Below are 21,787 nucleotides of genomic sequence, written 5' to 3'. Positions count from 1 at the left end.
GGCACGGCACGGCGAGAAGGGCGGCATCGGGTGCACCCCGCTGCCGAAGCCGTGGAGGGCGTCACGGCAGCCGGTGACCGGCGCCCGGTGTCATCAGTCGAACAGGTGGAGGCGGTGGGCGGTGGCGGCGGCCTCGCCCCGGGTGGCGACGCCCAGCTTGGCGAGGATGTTGGAGACGTGCACGCTCACCGTCTTCACCGAGATGAACAGCGCCTCGGCGATCTCCCGGTTGCTCCGCCCCTTCGTCACCTCCCGCAGCACCTCCAGCTCCCGGGCCGTCAGCCCCAGCGGATGCCCGTCGGCCGCCTCCTCGGAGCCCCCGATCCGGGCCCGCCGCGCGAAGACGTCGAGCTGCTCCAGGAGCGGCGTCGCCCCCAATCGGCCGGCGAGCTCCCGTGCGCGTCCCAGCCGTGCCGCGGCCTCCTGCCGGTCCCCGGCCGCCAGCGCCGCCGACGCCGCGCCCGCCAGGCTCTGCGCCTCCGCGTACGGCTGCCGCAGCGCCGCCCACGCGCTCACCGCCAGGTCCCATGCCTTCACCTGCCACGCGGCCGGATCAGCGGCATCGTCGCCCAGCGTCGGCTCGGGACCCATCAGCGCCGTGAAGGTGAGGTGGTACGCCTGCTGCAGCTCGCCGTCCGTCTCGAGCTCCTGCCCCAGCGCCTGGAGCACGGCCATGAGCGACGCACCGAACTCCGACAGCGGCACGGGCGACTCCCCCGAGCCCACGACCCCCGACACGCCAGAGCGTGCGGCCCGCGACGCATCCGAGCCCACAACCCCAGACGCGCCCGAGTCCCCGGCCCGCAACGCGCCCGAGCCCAGAACCCCCAGCGCACCCGAGCGCGCGGCCTCTCCCGGAGCGGGGAACTGGACGGGCAGCGCACCCCGGCGGCCCGCCTCCCCCGGCCGGAGCGCCTCACCGCTCTGGCCCGGCGGTGCGGCGCGCTCGGACTGCGGCACCACGGAGGTGAGCAGGGAGGCGACGGTCACCAGCACCGGCCAGGAGTAGCGCGGAGTCGCCAGCAGGTCGCGCTCCCCCATGGCCCGGGCGGCCGCCTCGACGGCCGCCTCCATCTGCCCGCGCGCCCGCAGCAGCTGCACCTCCCTGCGCAGATGCGGCAGGACCGTCTGATCGCGGAAGGTGCCGCGCGACAGCACGCTCCGCGACGAATCCAGCAGCCTCTCCGCCCGGTCGAGCTCCCCGCGCGCCAGCGCGATGTCGGTGGCGAACCCCTGCAGGCTGGCCCGGTAGGGCGCGGGCGGCGCGAGGTCGAGCGCGTGCTCGATCACCTCCAGCGCCTCGTCCCATCTCCCGAGGGACACCAGCGGCTCGGCCAGGTTGATCGACAGGAACGTGCCGGACGTGCGCGCCAGGCCGTAGAGCCCCGCCTCCTCGACCCCGTCGCGGGCGACCTGCGCGGCCCGCTCGTGCCACCCCGCCCCCTCCAGCGCGTCGGACTCGGAGATCGCGCAGCGCATCACCGCGTTGTACGCCTCGTCGCGGCGAGCGATCCTGCGCGCCTCCGTGAACGCCTCCAGCTGGGCCTCGATCTCGGAGTAGCCGAACCGCGCCCAGGTGAGATTGATCAGTGAGTGCGCCTCCACGTTGGCGTCGCGCACCTCGTGGCCGATCTCCATCGCGAGCCGCGCCGTGGCCAGCTTCTCCGACCAGACCTCGGGCCCGTGAAGCATGCGGGACAGGCTCTCCAGGACCTGGCCGCGCAGTTTGTTCGGCTGGTCGGAGGGGACGAGCGCCGCCGCGTCGCGCAGGTCGTCGACGTAGCCGGGGCGGCCCAGGTCGTAGCGGGTCAGGCCGCGCTGGCGCAGCAGCTTGGCCGACCTGATCGGGTCGGCGTCGCGGTCGAGCTCGGTGAGGGCGGCGCTGGCCAGGGCGATGGAGCGCTCGTACTCCCCGGCGAGGTGAGCGACCGTGGCCGTCTGCGCGAGCACGTCGAGCCGGTCGCGGCCGATGCGCTCGGCGGCGTCGGGCACCTGGTCCCACAGCTCGAGGACCCTGGAGAGCATGCCGAGCTGCTCGTCGTACGCGGTGGACTTGCGGGCGGCGGCGGCCGCGTGCCAGGCGCTGACCAGCGCCCAGGTGGAGTCGTGGGCGGAGTGCCAGTGGTGGGCCAGCTCGATCGCGCCGCGCGGCGCGGGCAGGATCGACAGGTCGCGCTCCAGCGCCTCGGCGAAGCGGGTGTGCAGGCGGGTGTGCTCGCCGGGCAGCAGGTCGTCGTGGAGCGCCTCGCGGATCAGCGCGTGCCTGAAGCAGTAGCCCTCGCCGTCGACGGCGAGCACGTTGCCCGCCACCGCGGGCCGCAGCGCACGGGAGAGCGCGCTCTCGTCGAGCCCGGCGACGGCGGAGAGCAGGTCGTGCTCGATGCGCTGGCCGCCGGCGCTGGCCACGCGCAGCAGCTCCTGCGTCTCGTCGGGCAGCCGCTCGACGCCGGCCAGCAGCAGGTCGCGCAGCGACTCCGGCAGCGCGTCACCCCCGCTCCCCTCGCTGAGCAGCGCCTCCACGAACAGCGGGTTTCCCTCGCTGCGCGCGTAGATCTGGTCCATGACGGCGGAGGACGGCTCCCGCTCCAGGATGCTGGCCGCCTGCGCGACGGCCTCCCTGCGGGTGAGCCTGCGCAGCTCGACCCTCCTCACCCACTCGACCCGGCCCAGCTCGGCGAGGAGCGGCCGCAGCGGGTGGGTGCGGTGCAGCTCGTCGGTGCGGTATGTCACCACGATCAGCAGGCCCGCCGCGCTGGGCTGGTAGCGGACCAGGAACGACAGCAGGTCGCGGGTGGACCGGTCGGCCCAGTGCGCGTCCTCGACGATCAGCAGCGCGGGACGCTCTTCGGCCAGCCGCTCCAGCAGCCCGAGCACCTGCTCGAACAGCCGCGCCCGCGCCTCGGGCCCGTCCTTGTCCGGCTCCCCGAACTCGGGCAGCAGCCGCGCGAGCCCCCGCGTGGTGCCACCAGGAACGAGCGCCGCGACGCCGTCGCGCCCCAGCTCGCGCACGAGCCCGCGCAGCACGGCGGTGAACGGCGCGAACGGCAGGCCCTCCGTGCCCAGCTCCAGACACCCGCCGACGAGCACCAGAACGTCGTCGGCCCGGTCGGTGAACTCCCTGATCAGCCGTGTCTTGCCGACCCCTGCCTCGCCGCCGACGAGCACGGTGGAGGACGCGCCGGCGCGCGCCCTGGTCAGCGCATCGCCCAGAACGGCGAGCTCGCGGGCTCGCCCGACGAACCGAGGGCTGATGGCGTGGATACTCACGCCCTAAGGATGCCATCCGGAGACGACAGAATCCCCCGCCGGTCGCCCGGCCGCCGCGAGGCTGTGGGCTAGCGGTGGGCTAGCGGAGGACCTTGCGGAAGAACGTGGCGGAGGCCTCGTAACCCAGCGCGTGGTAGAACTCCGGTGCCCGCCGCGTGGCCATCGCCACGTATTTGGCCTCACGCGACCGTGCCCAGCGCTCGAACTCTTCCAGCAGGGCCCGCCCGATCCCCTGCCGCCGCGACCCGGACCCGACCATGGCCTCCTCGACCCAGGCCACCGGCCCGTTCGCGAACAGCGTCAGGTGGACGAACCCCAGCAGGTAGCCGTGGACGCGCCCGCCGACGACGGCTGTGAGCAGCAGGGCGTCCTCGTTCGCCAGCAGCTCGGGCAGGGCGGCGTCGAAGGCTCCTCGCTCGGGCCTGAACGTCAGCCCGAACTCGCGGGCCAGCGCGAACACCTCGTCCGCGTCCGCCTTCTCCGCCCTCCTGACAAGAAGATCTTCAGCCGTCATGGAAGATGACACTAGATCTTTCAACCTTCCTCACGCAAACTCCTCGACGTGCACCTCACATGGCGGCACCGACCACGGATGACGCTCAGAGGTCGCCCAGGCCGAGCTGGCGGGCGATGAGCATGCGCTGCACCTCGCTCGTGCCCTCCCCGATCTCCAGCACCTTGGCGTCCCGGTAGAAGCGCGCCACGGGGAACTCGTTCATGAAGCCGTACCCGCCGAACACCTGCGTGGCCTCCCGCGAGTTGTCCATCGCCGCGTTCGACGAGACCAGCTTGGCGATCGCGGCCTCCTTCTTGAACGGCGCCCCGGCCAGCATCTTCTCGGCCGCGTGGTAGTAGGCCAGGCGGGCGGTGTGCGCGCGGGCCTCCATGTCGGCGATCTTGAACTGGATGGCCTGGTAGTGGCCGATCGGGTGGCCGAAGGCCTTCCTGTCCCTGACGTACTTGAGGCATTCGTCCACGCAGCCCTGCGCCAGCCCGACGCTGAGCGCCGCGATGGCGATGCGGCCCTCGTCGAGGGTCTGCAGGAACTGCGCGTAGCCGCGGCCGCGCTCGCCCAGCAGGTTCGCGGCGGGGACGCGGCAGTCGGTGAAGGACAGCTCGCGGGTGTCGGAGGCGTTCCAGCCGACCTTGGAGTACTTCTTCGACACCTGGAACCCGGGCGTGCCACTCGGCACGAGGATCGTGGAGATCTCCCGCTCGCCGGTGAGCGCGGCCACGCCGACGACGGCGGTGATGTCGGTGCCGGAGTTCGTGATGAAGGACTTCGTCCCGTTGATCACCCATTCGTCCCCGTCGAGCACGGCCGTGGTACGCATGCCGCCCGGCACGTCGGACCCGCCGCCCGGCTCGGTCAGCCCGAACGCGCCCATCGCCGATCCCGAGGTCAGCTTGGGGAGCCAGTGTCCGCGCTGCTCATCGGTGCCGAACCGGTAGATCGGCATCGCGCCCAGCGACACCGCGGCCTCAAGCGTGATCGCCACGCTGGAGTCGACGCGGGCCAGCTCCTCCAGCGCCACGCACAGCGCGAAGTAGTCGCCGCCCATGCCGCCGTACTCCTCGGGGAACGGCAGCCCGAACAGCCCCATGGCGCCCATCTGCCGCACTATGTCGTACGGGAACTCCTCCCGCTCGTAGTAGTCGCCGATCACCGGCGCGACCACCTCGCGGGCGAACGACTCGACGGTCTTGCGCAGCTCTTCGTACTCGTCCTTGAGCATGATCAGCCTTTCGACAGTGCCTGCACGACGCGGGAGGGGCTGGGCCGGCCGAGCAACCGCGCCAGCCAGGTGCTGGTGTCCACGAGCTTGCCCAGGTCGAGCCCGGTCTCGATGCCGAGCCCCCGCAACATCCAGACCAGGTCCTCGGTGGCGAGGTTGCCGGTGGCGGACTCGGCGTAGGGGCAGCCCCCGATGCCGCCCGTGGAGGCGTCGACCGTGGTCACGCCCGCTCTCAACGCGGCCAGGGTGTTGCTGAGCGCCTGGCCGTAGGTGTCGTGGAAGTGCACGGCGAGCCGCTCAGGCCGGCGGAACGCCTCGATCAGCGCGGTCACGTGCCCCGGCGTGCCGACCCCGATCGTGTCGCCGAGCGACAGCTCGTAGCAGCCGAGCCCGAGCAGCCGCTCGCCGACCGAGACGACCTGCGCGATCGGCGTCGGCCCCTCCCACGGGTCGCCGAAGCACATCGACACGTACGCGCGCACCCGCATGCCGCTGTCCAGCGCCCTGGCCACGACCGGCTCGAACATGTCGAACTGGCTCTCCAGGCTCCGGTTCAGGTTCTTGGCGGCGAACGTCTCCGTGGCGCTGGCGAAGATCGCGATCTCGTCCACGCTGCGTTCGAGCGCCCGGTCCAGGCCGCGGTGGTTGGGGACCAGCACCGGGTAGCGCACGCCGGGCTTCCTGTGCAGCCGGCCGAGCAGTTCGTCGGCGTCGGCGAGCTGCGGCACCCACTTCGGGTGCACGAAGCTGGTCGCCTCGATCACCTTGTGGCCGGCGTCCGCGAGCCGGTCGATGAACTCGGCCTTCACCTCGACGGGCACGACCGCGGCCTCGTTCTGCAGCCCGTCGCGCGGGCCGACCTCGTAGACCGTGACCTGCTGCGGAAGACCTTCCATGTGATAAGCCATCACGACTCCTGGGTACTCACCACGGCCAGCACGGCGTCCATGTCGACCGGCTGGCCGGCCTGGACCGGCACCTCGGAGACCACGCCGTCGCGCGGGGCGGTGACCGTGTGCTCCATCTTCATGGCCTCCACGATGACCAGCGGCTGCCCCTCGCTCACGCGCTCACCGGCCTGGGCCTTGACCACCAGCACGGTGCCGGGCATGGGGCTCCTGACCACGCCGTCGCCCATGTCCGCTGCGCCGGGCCGGTCACCGGGGTCGCCGATGAGGTGCCGGGTGAGCGCCCACGCCTCGCCGTCCCTGCCGAGCCAGAGCGTGTCGGCGTGGCGTGCGTGGAGGTAGCGGTCGGTACGGCCGCCGATCGTGACCGTCAGGTCCGCGCCGCCGCGCCGGAGGCGCGCGGGGACGACCTCATCGTTCATCCGGATCTCGGCCGACTCGCCGGGCAGGCCGCGGACCTGGACCGCGTGCACGCCGTCCCTGGACTCCAGCCGCCACGTCGTCCAGGCGGGCTCGCCGATCCGCCATCCGTCCGTGACCTCCCACGGGTCGTCGCCCTGGGGCATGGCGTGGAAGGCGAGCGCCGCCGCCGCGAGCACCTCGCCGGGCACCTCCACGGACGGGACCAGCTCGGGAAGCACCCGCTCGACCAGCCCGGTGTCCAGCTCGCCCGCTCTGACGGCCAGGTGCCCGGCGAGGGCGCGCAGGAACGGGATGTTGGTGATCACCCCGAGGACGGCCGTGCGGGCCAGGCCGCGGTCGAGCGTCCTCAGCGCCGACTCCCGGTCCGGCGCCCAGGCGACGACCTTGGAGAGCATCGGGTCGAACTCGCTGCCCACGACCCCGCCTTCGACCAGGCCCGAATCCACCCGTACGCCGTCCCGTGCGCTCTCATTGGGCTCGCGGAGCACGAGCACGCGGCCGCCGGTGGGCAGGAAGCCGCGCGCCGGGTCCTCGGCGTAGACGCGGGCCTCGACGGCGTGCCCGTCGAGCCGCACGTCCTGCTGCCCGAACGGCAGGCGCTCCCCCGCCGCCACCCGCAGCTGCAGCTCCACCAGGTCGAGGCCGGTCACGAGCTCCGTGACGGGGTGCTCGACCTGCAGCCGCGTGTTCATCTCCATGAAGTGGTGGGCCCCGGTGGTCCCGTCCACGATGAACTCGACCGTGCCCGCCCCCACGTACCCCACGGCGCGCGCGGCCTCCACCGCCGCCGAGCCCATGCGGGCGCGCGTCTCGGGGCTCACGAAGGGCGAGGGCGCCTCCTCGATGATCTTCTGGTGCCTGCGCTGCAGGCTGCACTCGCGCTCGCCCAGGTGGACGACGTTGCCGTGGGTGTCGGCCAGGACCTGGATCTCGATGTGGCGCGGGCTGTCGACGTACCGCTCGATCAGCAGCGTCCCGTCGCCGAACGCCGCCCGCGCCGTACGGCGGGCCGACTCCAGCGCGTCGGGCAGCTCGGCGGCCGACCGCACCAGCACCATGCCCTTGCCCCCGCCGCCCGCGGAGGGCTTGATCAGCGCGGGGAAGTCGCGCCAGGACTCCAGCGAGTCGCCGGGCTCGGCCCCGCCGGGCACCACGGGCACGCCCGCCGCGGACACGGTGGCCTTCGCGCGGATCTTGTCGCCCATCGCCTCGATGGCCGCGGCGGGCGGGCCGACGAACACCAGCCCGGCCTCGGCGCACCGCCGCGCGAACGCGGCGTTCTCGGAGAGGAACCCGTATCCGGGATGGACGGCCTGAGCACCCGCGGTGTGAGCCGCCCCGATAATCGCCTCGATATCCAGATATTTCGGCACCTGGAGGGCCAGGTCGGCCTCCAGCACGTGACGCGCCCCGGCGTCCGACGGCGTGTGCACGGCCACCGACGTGATGCCGAGCCGGCGCAGCGTGCGGATGACACGTACGGCGATCTCGCCCCTGTTGGCGATCAGAACACGGTCGAACAGCATCGCGTCACATCCGGAAGACGCCGTAACCGGCGGGCTCGAGCGGGGCGTTGGCCGCCGCGGACAGCGCCAGGCCGAGGACGGTGCGGGTGTCGACCGGGTCGATCACGCCGTCGTCCCACAGCCTGGCCGTGGAGTAGTACGGGTTGCCCTGGTGCTCGTACTGGGCCCTGATCGCGTCGGCGTCTGCGGTGCCGACGGTGGTGAGCACGTTGGCGGCCTGCTCGCCGCCCATGACCGAGATGCGGGCGTTCGGCCACATCCACAGGAACCTGGGCGAGTACGCCCGCCCGGCCATCGCGTAGTTCCCCGCCCCGAAGGACCCCCCGATGACCACGGTGAACTTGGGCACCCTGGCGCACGAGACGGCGGTGACCATCTTGGCCCCGTGCTTGGCGATGCCGCCCGCCTCGTACGCCTTGCCCACCATGAACCCGCTGATGTTCTGCAGGAAGACCAGGGGGATCCGCCGCTGGTCGCACAGCTCGATGAAGTGCGCGCCCTTCATGGCGGACTCGCTGAACAGGATGCCGTTGTTCGCCACGATCCCCACCGGGTGGCCGTGGAGGTGGGCGAACCCGGTCACGAGCGTCGAGCCGTACTCGGCCTTGAACTCCAGGAAGCGCGACCCGTCCACGATCCTGGCGATCACCTCATGCACGTCGTACGGCTGACGCGTGTCGCCGGGCACGATCCCGTACAGGTCGCGCGGGTCGTGGCGGGGCGGCTCGGGCGCGACCGTGTCCCAGGGGCGCGGGGCGCGCGGGGCGAGCGTGGAGACGATGTCGCGGACGATGGCGAGGGCGTGCGCGTCGTCCTCGGCGAGGTGGTCGGTGACACCGCTGGTCCGCGCGTGCAGGTCGCCGCCGCCCAGCTCCTCGGCCGTGACCTCCTCGCCGGTGGCCGCCTTCACCAGGGGCGGGCCACCCAGGAAGATCGTGCCCTGACCGCGCACGATGACGGCCTCGTCGCTCATCGCGGGCACGTACGCGCCGCCCGCCGTGCACGAGCCGAGCACGGCGGCGATCTGCGGGATGCCGCGGGCCGACATGGTGGCCTGGTTGTAGAAGATGCGGCCGAAGTGCTCGCGGTCGGGGAACACCTCGTCCTGCTTGGGCAGGAACGCCCCGCCGGAGTCCACGAGGTAGACGCACGGCAGGTGGTTGTGCAGGGCCACCTCCTGCGCGCGCAGGTGCTTCTTGACCGTGATCGGATAGTACGTGCCGCCCTTGACGGTGGCGTCGTTGGCGACGACCACGCACTCGCGGCCCGAGATCCGGCCGACGCCCGTGATGATCCCGGCGGCGGGCGCCTGGTCGTCGTAGAGCCCCGTCGCGGCCAGCGGCGACAGCTCCAGGAAGCGTGAGCCGGGGTCGAGCAGCCCGTCCACGCGGTCGCGCGGCAGCAGCTTGCCGCGCTCGACGTGCCGCTTGCGCGAGCGCTCGGGGCCGCCCCGGGCGGCGGCGACCAGGCGCTCGAGCAGCTCGGCTGCGAGCCGCTCGTTGAGCTCGGCGTTGCGTTTGTACGCCTCGCCGCCGGGATCGGCGGCCGACTTCAGCACCGGCCAGTCGCTCATGACTCCCCTCTCATAGCACGAGATGTTAGTCATCATTAACGTAGTCGTCTAGCATGTGAGACGTGACCACCACCGCCCCTACCCGAAATCGGCGCAACAGGCGCGGGGAGATCCTCGAGGCGGCGGCCCGGCTGTTCGCCGCGCGCGGCTTCCACGGCGTCTCGATCGAGGACATCGGCGGCGCGGTCGGCGTCTCGGGCCCCGCGCTCTACCGGCACTTCAGCGGCAAGGACGCGCTGCTGTCGGAGATGCTGCTCGACGTCAGCTCGCGGCTGCGCGAGTCGGCCGGCGCGGCGGTCACCTCGTGCCGGGATCCGCAGGAGACGCTGGACGCGCTGCTCAACGTGCAGATCACGTTCGCGATCGAGCAGCCGGCGCTGATCACGGTGCACGACAGGGAGCTGGGCAACGTGCCGGAGCCCGAGCGCCGCCAGATCAGGCGGCTGCAGCGGCTCTACGTCGAGGAGTGGGTGACCGTGCTGGCCGAGCTGCACCCCTCGTGCCCGGCCGCGCGGCTGCGGGCCGCGACGCACGCCGTGTTCGGGCTGCTCAACTCCACGCCACACAGCGCGGGCGAGCTGCCCGCACAGGACATGCGGCCGCTGCTGCACGCCATGGCGCGGGCGGCGATCGACGCCTCCGTTAGCGGTCACTAACTTTCATGGCTCTGTCCGATCTGTCCTTGCTCATGCCAACTATCTAGATATATCGTCAAGATATCTCGATAGTTGGAGGCAATCATGCGTGATCCCGACTTCTGGGATGGCCCCCCACCGCCCCCTCCGGGGCCGGGCAGGTTCGGCGCACCCCCGTTCGCGCCGCCCCCTCCGCCCCCTCCGCCCCCGCACGGTCCCGGGTTCGGCCCCGTCGGGCACTGGGAGACGCCCCCTCCGCGGGTCCGCCGCGGCGACGTCAGGGCGGCCCTGCTGGCACTGCTCCTGGAGGGGCCGCAGAACGGCTACCAGATGATCCAGGACATCGAGGAGCGCAGCCGCGGCGTGTGGCGGCCCAGCCCCGGCTCGGTGTACCCGGCGCTCCAGCAGCTCGAGGACGAGGGCCTGGTGACCGGCGACGAATCCGGCGGGAGCCGTACGTACAGCCTGACGGAGGAGGGTCGCCGGCAGGCGGCCAGGCACGCCGGCGAGGCCCCGTGGGACGAGGTCGCTCGCTCGGTGCCACAGGACCACCACGAGCTGCGCGTGCTCTGGGGCCAGCTCAACGAGGCCTTCTCCCACCTGGTCCGCACGGCCAGCGACAGTCAGCTGGCGCGGACCAAGGAGCTGATCAAAAAGACCCGCAGATCGATGTTCCAGATCCTGGCGGAGGACTGAATGACCGGGGACGCGGCGATAGCCGTTCGTCAGCTGCAGAAGACGTACGGGAAGGTCGAGGCCGTCAAGGGCGTCGACTTCGAGGTGCGGCCCGGCGAGGTGTTCGGCTTCCTCGGCCCGAACGGCGCCGGCAAGACCACCACCATCAGCATGCTCTGCACGCTGGTGAACCCCACCGGCGGCAGCGCGACCGTGGCGGGCCACGACGTGGTGCGGGAGCGCGACGAGGTGCGCAGGAACATCGGCCTGGTCTTCCAGGACCCCACCCTCGACGGCTACCTGAGCGCCGAGCAGAACCTGCGCTTCCACGCCGAGCTGTACGGCGTGCCCAAGAGCATGGTCGGCGACCGGATCCGCCAGGTCATGGAGATGGTCGCGCTGTGGGACCGCAAGGACGCCAAGGTGATGACGTTCTCCGGCGGCATGAAGCGGCGCCTGGAGATCGCCCGCGGCCTGCTGCACTCGCCGCGCGTGCTCTTCCTGGACGAGCCGACCGTGGGGCTCGACCCGCAGACCCGCTCGGCCATCTGGGGCTACATCAACCAGCTGCGGCTGCTCGAGGACATCACCATCTTCATGACCACCCACTACATGGACGAAGCCGAGTACTGCGACCGGATCGCGATCATCGACCACGGCGAGGTCGTCGTCATCGACTCGCCCGAGGCGCTGAAGGCCAGCGTCGGCAAGGACCGGGTGCAGATCCAGACCGCCGACGACACGGAGGCGATCAAGGCGCTGCAGGAGCGGTTCGGGCTGGAGGCGGCCGTGCGCGAGGGCGCGGTGACGTTCGCCGTGGCCTCGGGCGAGGAGTTCGTGCCCAGGCTGTTCGCCGAGCTCGGCATGCCGATCACGTCGGTGAGCGTCTCGCGGCCGTCCCTGGATGACGTGTTCATGTCGTACACCGGCTCCACGATCCGCGACGCCGAGGCCGGCGCCGACAACATGACGTGGATGAGAGCGATGGCGAGGCGATGACCATGGCGACAGAGGCCATCAGCGTCCGCGTGCCGGTGCGCAGCGCCGGGCACGACCTGCGGGCGATCAAGATAGTGCTCCACCGGGAGATGCTGCGCTTCCTCAACGACCGCACCCGCATGCTGTCGATGCTGGTGCAGCCCGTGCTGTGGCTGTTCGTCATGGGCACGGGGCTCGGGTCGCTGGTGCGGGGGTCGATCCCGGGCATCGACTACCGCACGTTCATGTATCCCGGCATGATCTCCATGACCGTGATCATGACCGCGATGTTCTCGGCCGGGTCCATCGTGTGGGACCGCGAGTTCGGCTTCCTCAGGGAGATGCTGGTCGCGCCCGTCTCCCGGGGAGCGATCGTGATCGGCAAGTGCCTGGGCGGCGCCATCGTGGCCACCGGCCAGGGCATCGTCATCCTGGCCCTGGCCGGGCTGGTGGGGGTGCCCTACTCGCCGCCGCTCTTCGTGACGCTGCTGGCGGAGATGTTCCTGGCGGCGTTCACGATCACGGCCTTCGGGGTGATGCTGGCCGCCCGGATGAAGAACATGCAGACCTTCTTCGGGCTGATGCAGATGGCGATCATGCCCATGATGTTCCTGTCGGGGGCGATGTTCCCGCTGGCCAACCTGCCCTCATGGCTGCACGTGCTGACCGTGGTCAACCCGATGACGTACGCGGTGGACCCGCTGCGGGAGGCGGTCTTCTCGTATCTGGACGTGCCCGCGCAGGTGAACGCCGTGCTGAACCCCGGAGTCCGGTGGTTCGACTTCCACGTGCCGGTGGGGCTGGAGATCGGGGTCGTGGCCGCCCTGGGGCTGGCGCTGCTGGGGGTCGGGATCGCGGAGTTCAGGCGGGCGGAATAGGCGCCGTACGAGCCGAGGCCCGGGGCGAGTGTCCCCGGGCCTCAGTCGTCGATCAGGCGGTCAGGCGATCAGCGGGTCAGCGCTTCACGCGTACGTAGTCCGAGCCGCTGGTGTCGCCGTAGGCGTCGTCGTCGCCGGCGAACACGAAACGCCACCGGCCCGAGTTGAACGCCTTGACCTTGGTGTAGAGCCCGCCGCTCGAGTTCGACCAGGTCGTCTTCACGTACTGCCACTTGTGGGAGCCGGCACGCTTGAAGTACAGCGCCACCTTGCCCCGGTAGCCCTCCCAGGTGCCCTCGTCGTCGATCTGCAGCTTGCCGGTGACCTTCACGTACTTGCCGCGCTTGACCGGCTCCGGGTACGCGTTGAACTTGATCAGCCGGCTGTCCGCCTTCTCCGGCGCCGGGGCGGGCTGGTCGACCTGCACCCAGTCGGCGCCGCTGACCGAGCCGCGCACGCCGCGGGTGCCCGCGTACTCGGCGCGCCACCAGCCAGAGGTCTGCGCGGTGGCGGAGGCCCAGAAGCGGCCGTGGCTGCCGGTCACGTCACTGGTGACGTACTCCCACCGGTGCGAGCCGGCGGCCCGGAAGGAGATCGACACGCGCTCGCCGCGCACGCCGTCGCGGCCCTCGACCTGCAGGGCGCCGCTGAACGTGAGCCGGTCGCCCTTGTCCACGGGCTCCGGCCGGGCGTCGAAGCCGGCGATCCGGCTGCCGACGTCGCCCCGCCTGACGTCGACCCTGTCGGTGTCGCTGACCGAGCCCTTGGCCGCGGACGTGCCCATGAACTCGGCCCGCCACCAGCCTGTCTCATCGGCCCGTACGGCGGCGCTGAACGAGCCGTCGGCGCGGCTCGTCACCTTGGTGACGTGACGGTAGGCGTCGGTGCCCCGCTCGCGGAAGGTGATCGCGACGGTCTGCCCGCCGTACCCCTTGCCGTCGGCCAGGAGCTGCCCCGAGACCTTGACCAGGTCGCCCCTGTCCACGAAGTCGGGACTGGCGCCGAAGTCGACGATCTTGGTGTCGAGCGCCTTCTTGAAGACGACCTCGAACGTGCCGCCGCGCGAGGAGCCGCCGGCGATGGCGAGCCAGCTCCACGTGCCGGCGTTCGCCGAGTCGAAGGACCTGGTGCCGGTCCACCTGGTCCAGTCGCCGTCCTTGGTGGGCGTCAGGTCGACGGGCTTGCCGACGCTGATGTCGCCCGGGGGCTTGAGCTGGAGCTCGGCCTTGTCCGTCCCCTTGGTGGCGAAGCGGAACGTGGCCGTGACCGCGCCGTTCGTGACGTCGATCGGGGGACCGGGGTTGATCCCCACACGGGTGACGACCGGATCCGCGGCCGCCGTCGCGGCCGTGGGTGCCAGGACGAGAGCCCCGGCGCCCAGCGTGACGGCGAGGGCCGCCACACGAATGCGTTGCAACATGCGGGTTCCTTTCTGGATACCCCAGGGGTTCAACGCGGCATTGAGGGTGCCACGTATGTCATGTGAGTAGACGTCCGCATCGGCCGGAAAGTTGTGAAATCTGACAAACAGATATAGCTCGGGGCCAATCGGGCTGGTCAACAAGATGTGGGCGGCGTACGGCAGACGTCGGCGCGGAACACAGACATAATCAGTGGTGTGGCGCGGGACACAGTTGAGACTCATTTCACCCAAGCGGTTGCGGCGCTGAAGGCGGGCCCCGCACGAGATCCGGGGCGGCCGGTCCACGAGGGCACGTCCCTGACCGGCGAGGAGTGCCTGAAGCTCTTCCAACGCCAGGTCGACAGCCGCCTGCTCGACATCGCGGCCCGCTGGCTGCGCGAGCGGGACGAGGGCTTCTACACGATCGGCTCGGCCGGCCACGAGGGCAACGCGGCCGTCGCCGCCGCCCTGCGGCCCACCGATCCCGCGCTGCTCCACTACCGCTCGGGCGCCTTCTACCTGACGAGGTCGGAGCAGGCGGGCAGGCTGCCCGAGCAGGGCATCCGCGACGTGCTCATGGGCCTGACCGCGGCGGCCGGCGAGCCGATCGCGGGCGGCAGGCACAAGGTGTTCGGCCATCCCGAACTCGCCGTCATCCCCCAGACCTCGACGATCGCCAGCCACCTGCCCAGGTCGGTGGGCGTGGCGTTCGCCATCGAGCGGGCCAGGGCGCTCGGCACGCCCAGCCACTGGCAGCCGGCCGACGCCGTCACGGTGTGCAGCTTCGGCGACGCCTCGATCAACCACGCGAGCGCGCTGAGCGGCTTCAACACCGCCTCCTACGCCACCTACCAGGGGCAGCCGCTGCCGATCCTGTTCGTGTGCGAGGACAACGGCATCGGCATCAGCGTCCGCACGCCCAAGGGCTGGGTGGAGGCGGCCGCGCGGCGTCCCGGCATCGAATACTTCGCCGCCGACGGCTGCGACCTGGCCGAGACGTACGACGCCGCCGTCCGCGCCGTCCGGCACGTCCGCGAGCACCGCTCCCCCGCCTTCCTCCACCTGTCCACCGTGCGGCTCATGGGGCACGCCGGGTCCGACGTCGAGCAGGCCTACCGCACCCAGCGTGAGCTCAGGGCCGACCTCGAGCGCGACCCGCTGGTGCGTACGGCGGCGCTGCTCGTGGAGGCCGGGCTGAGCACGCCGGAAGAGCTGCTCAGGACGTACGAGTCGCAGCGCGAGCACGTGCTGCGGATCGCGCTCGAGACGACGCGCAGCCCGCGGCTCGGCTCCGCCAAGGAGATCATGGAGCCGCTCGCCCCGCGCAGGCCCGAGCTGATCGCGAAGATCAGTCCGATGGCGGCCATGCCCGCGGCCAGGGAGAAGGCCTTCGCCGGGCAGCTGCCCGAGCACGACAAGCCGATGACGCTCTCGCAGGCCATCAACCGCACGCTCGCCGACGCGCTGGCCGTCTACCCCGAGATGACCGTGTTCGGCGAGGACGTCGCCAAGAAGGGCGGCGTCTACGGCGTGACCAGGGGGCTGCAGAAGAGGTTCGGCGCCGGGCAGGTGTTCGACACGTTGCTCGACGAGCAGGCGATCCTGGGGCTGGCGCTCGGCTCGGGCGTGTCGGGGCTGCTGCCCGTGCCGGAGATCCAGTATCTGGCCTATCTGCACAACGCGCTCGACCAGATCCGCGGGGAGGCGGCCACGCTGTCGTACTTCTCGCGCGGCTCGTACACCAACCCGATGGTGGTGCGGGTGGCCGCGTACGCCTACCAGAAGGGGTTCGGCGGGCACTTCCACAACGACAACTCGGTGGCCGCGCTGCGCGACATCCCCGGCCTGGTCATCGCCTCGCCCGCGCGGCCCGACGACGCCGCGGCCATGCTGCGCACCTGCCTGGCGGCGGCCCGTACGTGCGGCTCGGTCTGCGTGTTCCTGGAGCCGATCGCCCTTTACCACACGCGTGACCTGTTCGAGGAGGGCGACGGCGGCTGGCTCGCGCCCTACCCGCCCCCCGGGCGCTGGGCGGAGACGCACGTGCCCATCGGGCGGGCGCGCTCCTACGGCGACGGGCGCGACCTGACGATCGTGACGTTCGGCAACGGCGTGCGGATGAGCCTGCGGGCCGCCGTGCGGCTGACCCAGGAGAACGTCGGATGCCGCGTCCTCGACCTGCGCTGGCTGGCGCCGCTGCCGAAGGAGGACCTGCTGCGCGCGGCCGAGCTGACCGGCAACGTGCTGATCGCCGACGAGACCCGGCACACCGGCAGCGTCTCCGAGGCGATCGTGGCGGAGCTGGTCGACGCCGGTTTCACCGGGAGGATCGGCCGGGTGACCTCGGCCGACAGCTTCATCCCTCTCGGCAGGGCGGCCGACCACGTGCTGCTGTCGGAGGACGAGATCGAGCAGGCGGCGCGCAAGCTACTGGGATGAGCGGACCACGGCTCCGCGGACGCACACCGGCTTGGACCACGCGACCGTGGAGTTCTTCGAGATCTGGAGCGGCACGCCCACCAGGAAGCAGTAGCCCTTGCCCGGGTCGAGGCCCGCGACCCGGGCCTCGGTCGCGCCCTGGCCCAGGGAGGTCAGGGGGTGCTCGCCCTTCTTGACCGGTGAACGCTGGAGGACCACGGGATAGCGGCGGGCACCGGCCGGGAGCGTCCAGCTCAGCACGACCATGGTGCCCCCGTCCTTCACCTTGAGGCCGCGCGGCCTGAGCGCGGCTATGGACCGCTTGTCGATGGTGGTGCCGGTGTCCTCGATGACGGGCTCGGACGTCTTCGGCTGGGCGCTCCGAGATGTCTCCGGCTTCCTGAGTGAGACGTAGAGCGCCGCGCCCGTGCCGCCGATCACGACGGCCGCCACCGCCGCACCGACCACGAGACTCCGCCGCAGGCGCGTCCCGCCGGGGGACTCTGTCACCCCGCCCTGCACGGGTGGGTTGGTGGCCGCCGCAGGCACACCCGGCTGCCCGGACGCCAGGTGGCCCTGACCCGTCCCCTGGGGTACGTGCTGCCCGGTTGGCGGCTGCGTGCCCGGGTACGCGTCCGGCGCCGGGTGGGCGGCGGGCAGGTGGTTGCCGGTGGCCGGGAAGCGGGAAGATCCGGTGGGCGGGTCTTCGACACGGGTTCGGGGAACGGTGGAGAGCGACGGCCCGGGGCCGGGGTCCTGACCCACCAGGTCCGTCACCGGCAGGCCCAGCTCGGCCTGGACCTCCTGCAGCCGCCTGGCCAGTTCGCGCGCGGAGCCGTAGCGGTGCTCCGGCTGCTTGGACATCGCCCGCAGGATCGTCCGGAGGACCGGCGGCGGCACGTCGGAGCGGTTGATCGGGGGCGGCTCGATGGCGAGCACCCGGTACATGAGAGGCGCGATCGACGGGTCCGTCGGGTTGTGGAAGGCAGGCTGGCCGGCCAGCAGGTGGTAAAGGGTCGAGCCGAGCGAGTAGATGTCGGTCGAGGCGGAGTGGGGCTGGCCGGTGAGCACCTCGGGGGCGGCGTGCAGCGGGGTGAACGCCTGCGACGTGGCCGAGACCTCCGAGGAGTCGACGACCCTGGCCACGCCGAAGTCGGCGATGGCGAGCTCGCCGTACCGGGAGATGAGGATGTTCTGCGGCTTGATGTCGCCGTGCAGGACCCCGGCCTCGTGTACGGCGGACAGCGCCCCGGCCAGCTTCACCCCGGCCCGCAGCACGTCGGGCACCGGCAGCGGGCCCTCCTTGCGGATCTTGTCCCGCAGCGAGCCGTTCTCGAAGAAGTCCATCGCGATGTACGGCTTGCCCGAGCGGGTGACGCCGGTGTCGAAGACGGTCACGACGTTCGGGTGGCCGGTGAGGCGGCCCGTGAGCTGCAGCTCGCGCTGGAACCTGCGCATCGTGCGCTGGTCGACCCGGTCGACGGACAGCACCTTGAGCGCCACGACCCGGTCGAGGCGCTCCTGATAGGCGCGGTACACGACGGCGAATCCGCCCTGGCCCGCCTGATCGAGTACCCGGTAGCCGGGCGCGTCCTCGACTGGCAGCACGGCACTCCCCCCTGTTGCAGGCGAGTTTAGTGCGAATTTTCAAGATTAGAGGGGATTCATGAGGTACGCCCCGAAGACCGCGGACACGACCGATACCAGTAGGAAAAAGAACACGTAGAACCCGCCGGGCAGGAACGTCAGCCTGGCCAGCTGGTCGGCGTCGGAGTCTCTCGCCTGCCGCCTGCGCCGCTTGCGCTGTAACTCGATGATCGGCCTGATCCCGCCGAACAGCAGGAACCAGACCGCGACGAGCGCGACGACCTGCTGGACCTCGGCCGGCGCGTACATGATCAGGGCGAAGACGGCGCCGCCGGTGGCCAGCAGGATCAGCGCGCCGTACAGGTTGCGGATCAGCAGCAGCATGCAGACCAGGAACAGCAGCACGCCCCAGATCAGCAGCGTGATGTGCCCCTTCTCGGTCAGCCAGGCGGCGGCCAGCCCGAGCAGCGGCGGCGCGAGATAGCCGGCGAGCGCGGTCAGCACCATGCCGGGCCCGGTGGGCCTGCCCCTGGTCAGCGTCACGCCGGAGGTGTCGGAGTGCAGGCGGATGCCTTCGAGCTTGCGCCGGGTGACCAGCGCCATCAGCGCGTGGCCGCCCTCGTGGGCGATCGTGATCAGGCCTCTGGACACCTGCCAGGGCATGCGGAAGCCGACGAGCACGAGCGCGGCCAGAGCCGAGACCCCCACGACCCAGGGGTCGGGGTCAGGCTGAACCTTGATCAGGTGGGCCCAGAGCTGTTCCATCGAGGAGAAACCCTATCCAGGCGAAGCCTGGTCCGTGGCCACAGAACAACATTCTGACAGCGGGTGCCGGCCGCCATTGGTTGAACCGGGACTTTCCGGGAAAGTGGTGAACGCCCTCGCCCGGCTGGTCCGGTGGTGACTGGTTGCGGACAGTCTGCCGGGACACCGGCGCGGCCGTGATCTCATAGGAAGGTGAACGATCAGCACGTGGCGCTCATCCGCGCTTTCTTCGACGCCCTGGGCCGCGCGGACCTCGCGGCCATGGAGCGCTGCTATCACCCTGACGTCAGCTTCGGCGATCCGATCTTCCAGGAGGTCGAGGGGCGCGACAGGGTGATGAGGATGTGGCGGCTGCAGCTCGGCGTGCGCGACGGAATGAAATCCGCATATCGTGACGTAACGGCCGACGATTACACCGGGAGCGCGCACTGGACGTCGCGGTACACCTTTGCCAGCACAGGGCGCGAGGTCGTGAACGAGATCGACGCGCTGTTCAGGTTCGAGGACGATCTGATCGTCCGCCATCACGACGAATTCGACTTCAAGCGCTGGTCGAAGATGGCGCTCGGGAGGCCGCACGGGCTGCTGTTCGGGTGGACGCCGATGTGGCGCAAGACCATCAGGGACCGCGCCGCACAACGACTCGACGAGCTCTCGTAATTCCAGGAAGTGAATCATGGCCAGGGTGAAGGGCTTCAGGCGCGGCGGTGAGGTACGCGAGGAGGCGCCTGAGCACTCGATGGACCCGCGCGCCGCAGAGGAGCGGCCGTACCGGCCGACCGTCATCGACAACGCGATCTACCGGAGCGGCGAGCGGGTCGACAACCCCGGCTCGCTCGCCGACGCCTTCGAACGGCTCAAGCAGATGCCGGAGAGCATGGCCTGGATCGGTCTCTACCGGCCGAAGGAGTGGGAGCTGGTCAAGCTCGGCGAGGAGTTCGAGCTGCACGAACTGGCGCTGGAGGACGCCATCGTCGGCTCCCAGCGGCCCAAGGCCGACCGCTACGGCGACACGCTCTTCGTGGTGCTGCGCGCCGCTCGCTACCTGGACGATGTGGAGGAGGTCGCGTTCGGGGAGGTCCACGTCTTCGTCGGACCCAACTTCGTGATCACCGTACGCCACGCGGAGGCACCCGACCTGCAGGCCGTACGCAAGCGCATGGAGTCGGACCCCGAGCTGCTCCAGCAGGGCCCGCAGGCGGTGCTCTACGCCATCCTCGACGCGGTGGTCGACGGCTACGCACCGGTGGTGGCCGGCCTCCAGAAGGACATCGAGGAGATCGAGGTCCAGGTCTTCGGCGGCGACCCCTCGGTGTCGCGGCGCGTCTACGAGCTGTCCGGCGAGGTGATCGAGTTCCAGCGGGCCACGGCGCCGCTGGTGGGCATGTTGCACGCGCTCATCGCGGGGGCACCCAAGTACGGCGTCAACGACGAACTGCAGAGCTACCTGCGTGACGTGGCCGACCACGCGATCACCGTGGCCGAGCGGATCTCGTCCTTCCGGACGATGCTGCAGAACATCCTGGTGGTCAACTCGACGCTGGTGACGCAGGCGCAGAACGCGGAGATGGCCCGGATGACGGAGGCGAGCATCCAGCAGGGCGAGGAGGTCAAGAAGATCTCCGCCTGGGCCGCCATCCTCTTCGCCCCGACCCTGGTCGGGACCATTTACGGGATGAACTTCGACTTCATGCCCGAGACGCACTGGGTGTTCGGTTACCCGTTCGCGATCGTGCTGATGGCGGCCGTCTGCTTGACGCTCTATTTGGTCTTCAAGAGGCGGAACTGGCTTTGACGCCGACCGGGGTCAGTCGAAGAGCTCCTCGACGATGGTGACTTCGAGCGATCGATCGAACCAGCTTTCGAGGAGGGTGCAATCTGTGCATGCCTGAATTCGCTCCCGAACCGACTCTGTGACGGGCAGGCCCCGCGCCGCCAGAACTATCAGCAAGGCCCGCGCCCGGCCGCGGGCCTCACCCTCGGCCCGCCCCTCGGCTCGCCCTTCAGCTCGGAACATCTCGGCGAGCTCGGACTTGAAGCGATAATTCCGCACGGTCATCAGACGTCTCCGTCGAAGAGCTCCTCGGCAGTAGTGACTTTGAGCGACCGGAGGAGCCAGCTCTCGAGAAGGGTGCGATCCGCGCATGCCATGATCCGCTCCCGGATCGGCTCCGCGACGGGGATGCCGCGATCCTGCAGGATCATCAGCACGGACCTCGCCTCGCCACGGGCTTCGCCCTCGGCCCGCCCCTCGGCTCGCCCCTCGGCCCGTCCTTCAGCCCGGAGCATCTCGGCGAACTCGGACTTGAATCGATAGTTCTGCATGGTCATCAGACGCCTCCAGATCTGTCGGGCTTGGGTGTCCCCGAGACCTATTTCCGTTTGTTCGGCGATGTACTTGGCGGTGTCGGTGTCGATCGTGGTCAGCGCGACGTCCAGGGCTTTCAGTATGGCATCGACCTTGGGGGATCGCGCGTGTGTGAGCGCCGAGTACATGGTGAGCACCGCGTCCGTGCACGCTTCGGCGGTATCAGTGATCGCGGGCACGATGTCGGGGCCGAGCACGAGGGGGTGAACATCGAGAAGACGTTCCAGAACTACTACGAGGGGCTCGACCTCGGCCACACGAGCGCCGCGTTCAACGGTCGCTCCGACTACGGCCCGTTCGTCGGGGTGGGGATCCCCGCAGGCGGTGTCTTCAGCGGCTCTGATGGGCTGAAGACACCGGAGGAGCAGGCCCTGTTCGGCGGCACCGCTGGAGCTCCCTACGATCTCTGCTACCACCGGGCCTGCGACACGAGCGGAAACATCGGCGCCAAAGCGCTGCTGGTCAACACCGGTGCCATCGTGTACTCGACGGTGACCTACGCTTTCGACCGTGAATTGCCCGGCTCCGTAGCCAAGCGGGTGGCGGGCGAAGACCGCGCGCGCGATCACGGCCACGCTCTCACCAGCTGACGATCCCACCCTTTCCCGGAGTGGCCAGTGGTGGTACGGCACCGCGGTGCCGTACCAC

The 21,787-nt window shown here is 70.7% G+C and carries 19 protein-coding genes; 8 read left to right on the top strand and 11 right to left on the bottom strand.

The annotated features are described in order from the left end of the window. Positions 1 to 93: 93 nt before the first annotated feature. The 6 genes from AB0J64_RS34720 to AB0J64_RS34695 form a co-directional block, all read right to left on the bottom strand. Positions 94 to 3,267 (bottom strand): AAA family ATPase, encoded by a 3,174-nt coding sequence (locus AB0J64_RS34720; RefSeq protein WP_364036622.1) that lies wholly within the window; start codon positions 3,265 to 3,267, stop codon positions 94 to 96. A gap of 79 nt (positions 3,268 to 3,346) precedes the next feature. After that, positions 3,347 to 3,781, bottom strand: a complete 435-nt coding sequence (locus AB0J64_RS34715) for a GNAT family N-acetyltransferase (protein WP_364036619.1) — start codon at positions 3,779 to 3,781, stop codon at positions 3,347 to 3,349. 85 nt (positions 3,782 to 3,866) lie between these two features. Beyond that, the gene (locus AB0J64_RS34710) at positions 3,867 to 5,003 is read right to left on the bottom strand and encodes an acyl-CoA dehydrogenase family protein (RefSeq protein ID WP_364036616.1); all 1,137 of its coding nucleotides are present in this window, start codon (positions 5,001 to 5,003) and stop codon (positions 3,867 to 3,869) included. 2 nt (positions 5,004 to 5,005) lie between these two features. Continuing rightward, complete coding sequence (locus AB0J64_RS34705; protein WP_364036613.1) at positions 5,006 to 5,911, bottom strand: hydroxymethylglutaryl-CoA lyase; 906 nt, start codon at positions 5,909 to 5,911, stop codon at positions 5,006 to 5,008. Further along, a complete protein-coding gene (locus AB0J64_RS34700; RefSeq protein ID WP_364036610.1) occupies positions 5,911 to 7,860 on the bottom strand; it encodes a biotin carboxylase N-terminal domain-containing protein in 1,950 nt (649 codons plus the stop codon). The genes AB0J64_RS34705 and AB0J64_RS34700 overlap by 1 nt, the downstream gene beginning before the upstream one ends. A 4-nt stretch (positions 7,861 to 7,864) precedes the next feature. Continuing rightward, the gene (locus AB0J64_RS34695) at positions 7,865 to 9,433 is read right to left on the bottom strand and encodes a carboxyl transferase domain-containing protein (RefSeq protein WP_364036607.1); all 1,569 of its coding nucleotides are present in this window, start codon (positions 9,431 to 9,433) and stop codon (positions 7,865 to 7,867) included. A 62-nt stretch (positions 9,434 to 9,495) separates the two neighbouring features. Between AB0J64_RS34695 and AB0J64_RS34690 the strand changes: the two genes are divergently transcribed. From AB0J64_RS34690 to AB0J64_RS34675, 4 genes are all read left to right on the top strand, one after another. Then, complete coding sequence (locus AB0J64_RS34690) at positions 9,496 to 10,089, top strand: helix-turn-helix domain-containing protein (protein ID WP_364036604.1); 594 nt, start codon at positions 9,496 to 9,498, stop codon at positions 10,087 to 10,089. 84 nt (positions 10,090 to 10,173) lie between these two features. Beyond that, positions 10,174 to 10,764, top strand: coding sequence for a PadR family transcriptional regulator (locus AB0J64_RS34685; protein WP_364036601.1), 591 nt, complete (start codon positions 10,174 to 10,176; stop codon positions 10,762 to 10,764). Continuing rightward, positions 10,765 to 11,742 (top strand): ATP-binding cassette domain-containing protein, encoded by a 978-nt coding sequence (locus AB0J64_RS34680; RefSeq protein WP_364036598.1) that lies wholly within the window; start codon positions 10,765 to 10,767, stop codon positions 11,740 to 11,742. It begins immediately after the preceding gene. Then, positions 11,739 to 12,599: an ABC transporter permease gene (locus AB0J64_RS34675; RefSeq protein ID WP_364036595.1), complete on the top strand. Its 861-nt coding sequence runs from the start codon at positions 11,739 to 11,741 to the stop codon at positions 12,597 to 12,599. The genes AB0J64_RS34680 and AB0J64_RS34675 overlap by 4 nt, the downstream gene beginning before the upstream one ends. Positions 12,600 to 12,675: 76 nt before the next feature. Here AB0J64_RS34675 and AB0J64_RS34670 read toward each other — a convergent pair whose 3' ends face one another. Further along, the gene (locus AB0J64_RS34670) at positions 12,676 to 14,019 is read right to left on the bottom strand and encodes a hypothetical protein (RefSeq protein WP_364036592.1); all 1,344 of its coding nucleotides are present in this window, start codon (positions 14,017 to 14,019) and stop codon (positions 12,676 to 12,678) included. Positions 14,020 to 14,217: 198 nt separating this feature from the next. Between AB0J64_RS34670 and AB0J64_RS34665 the strand changes: the two genes are divergently transcribed. Then, the gene (locus tag AB0J64_RS34665; RefSeq protein ID WP_364036589.1) at positions 14,218 to 16,440 is read left to right on the top strand and encodes a thiamine pyrophosphate-dependent enzyme; all 2,223 of its coding nucleotides are present in this window, start codon (positions 14,218 to 14,220) and stop codon (positions 16,438 to 16,440) included. On the opposite strand, the gene AB0J64_RS34660 is transcribed toward AB0J64_RS34665, so the two are convergent. After that, positions 16,429 to 18,027, bottom strand: coding sequence for a serine/threonine-protein kinase (locus AB0J64_RS34660; RefSeq protein WP_364036586.1), 1,599 nt, complete (start codon positions 18,025 to 18,027; stop codon positions 16,429 to 16,431). The two genes, AB0J64_RS34665 and AB0J64_RS34660, sit on opposite strands and share 12 nt — an antisense overlap. A gap of 45 nt (positions 18,028 to 18,072) precedes the next feature. Next, positions 18,073 to 18,771 (bottom strand): M50 family metallopeptidase, encoded by a 699-nt coding sequence (locus AB0J64_RS34655; protein ID WP_364036583.1) that lies wholly within the window; start codon positions 18,769 to 18,771, stop codon positions 18,073 to 18,075. A 207-nt stretch (positions 18,772 to 18,978) separates the two neighbouring features. Here AB0J64_RS34655 and AB0J64_RS34650 point away from each other — a divergent pair, with 207 nt between their 5' ends. Then, positions 18,979 to 19,431 carry a nuclear transport factor 2 family protein gene (locus AB0J64_RS34650; protein ID WP_364036580.1) on the top strand — a complete coding sequence of 151 codons (453 nt, stop codon included), beginning with the start codon at positions 18,979 to 18,981 and terminating at the stop codon, positions 19,429 to 19,431. Positions 19,432 to 19,447: 16 nt separating this feature from the next. Continuing rightward, positions 19,448 to 20,566, top strand: coding sequence for a magnesium/cobalt transporter CorA (gene corA, locus AB0J64_RS34645; RefSeq protein ID WP_364036576.1), 1,119 nt, complete (start codon positions 19,448 to 19,450; stop codon positions 20,564 to 20,566). Between the two features lie 12 nt (positions 20,567 to 20,578). Here corA and AB0J64_RS34640 read toward each other — a convergent pair whose 3' ends face one another. Beyond that, a complete protein-coding gene (locus tag AB0J64_RS34640; protein ID WP_364036573.1) occupies positions 20,579 to 20,830 on the bottom strand; it encodes a hypothetical protein in 252 nt (83 codons plus the stop codon). After that, a complete protein-coding gene (locus tag AB0J64_RS34635; protein WP_364036570.1) occupies positions 20,830 to 21,336 on the bottom strand; it encodes a hypothetical protein in 507 nt (168 codons plus the stop codon). Before AB0J64_RS34635 ends, AB0J64_RS34640 begins: the two co-directional genes overlap by 1 nt. A 6-nt stretch (positions 21,337 to 21,342) precedes the next feature. Here AB0J64_RS34635 and AB0J64_RS34630 point away from each other — a divergent pair, with 6 nt between their 5' ends. Further along, a complete protein-coding gene (locus AB0J64_RS34630; RefSeq protein WP_364036567.1) occupies positions 21,343 to 21,729 on the top strand; it encodes a M28 family peptidase in 387 nt (128 codons plus the stop codon). The last annotated feature ends 58 nt before the right edge of the window (positions 21,730 to 21,787 follow it).

The organism is Nonomuraea sp. NPDC049695, from assembly GCF_040674955.1.
GTDB lineage: Bacteria > Actinomycetota > Actinomycetes > Streptosporangiales > Streptosporangiaceae > Nonomuraea > Nonomuraea helvata.
Note: the sequence above shows the minus strand (reverse complement) of the source record. Positions and strands in the feature narration are given on the sequence as shown.

Excerpts from the sequence above, each read along its gene's own strand:
- AB0J64_RS34715 (WP_364036619.1), bottom strand. The coding sequence starts at position 3,781 with ATGACGGCTGAAGATCTTCTTGTCAGGAGGGCGGAGAAGGCGGACGCG.
- AB0J64_RS34710 (WP_364036616.1), bottom strand. The coding sequence starts at position 5,003 with ATGCTCAAGGACGAGTACGAAGAGCTGCGCAAGACCGTCGAGTCGTTC.
- AB0J64_RS34705 (WP_364036613.1), bottom strand. The coding sequence starts at position 5,911 with ATGGCTTATCACATGGAAGGTCTTCCGCAGCAGGTCACGGTCTACGAG.
- AB0J64_RS34700 (WP_364036610.1), bottom strand. The coding sequence starts at position 7,860 with ATGCTGTTCGACCGTGTTCTGATCGCCAACAGGGGCGAGATCGCCGTA.
- AB0J64_RS34695 (WP_364036607.1), bottom strand. The coding sequence starts at position 9,433 with ATGAGCGACTGGCCGGTGCTGAAGTCGGCCGCCGATCCCGGCGGCGAG.
- AB0J64_RS34685 (WP_364036601.1), top strand. The coding sequence starts at position 10,174 with ATGCGTGATCCCGACTTCTGGGATGGCCCCCCACCGCCCCCTCCGGGG.
- AB0J64_RS34680 (WP_364036598.1), top strand. The coding sequence starts at position 10,765 with ATGACCGGGGACGCGGCGATAGCCGTTCGTCAGCTGCAGAAGACGTAC.
- AB0J64_RS34675 (WP_364036595.1), top strand. The coding sequence starts at position 11,739 with ATGACCATGGCGACAGAGGCCATCAGCGTCCGCGTGCCGGTGCGCAGC.
- AB0J64_RS34670 (WP_364036592.1), bottom strand. The coding sequence starts at position 14,019 with ATGTTGCAACGCATTCGTGTGGCGGCCCTCGCCGTCACGCTGGGCGCC.
- AB0J64_RS34655 (WP_364036583.1), bottom strand. The coding sequence starts at position 18,771 with ATGGAACAGCTCTGGGCCCACCTGATCAAGGTTCAGCCTGACCCCGAC.
- corA (WP_364036576.1), top strand. The coding sequence starts at position 19,448 with ATGGCCAGGGTGAAGGGCTTCAGGCGCGGCGGTGAGGTACGCGAGGAG.
- AB0J64_RS34640 (WP_364036573.1), bottom strand. The coding sequence starts at position 20,830 with ATGACCGTGCGGAATTATCGCTTCAAGTCCGAGCTCGCCGAGATGTTC.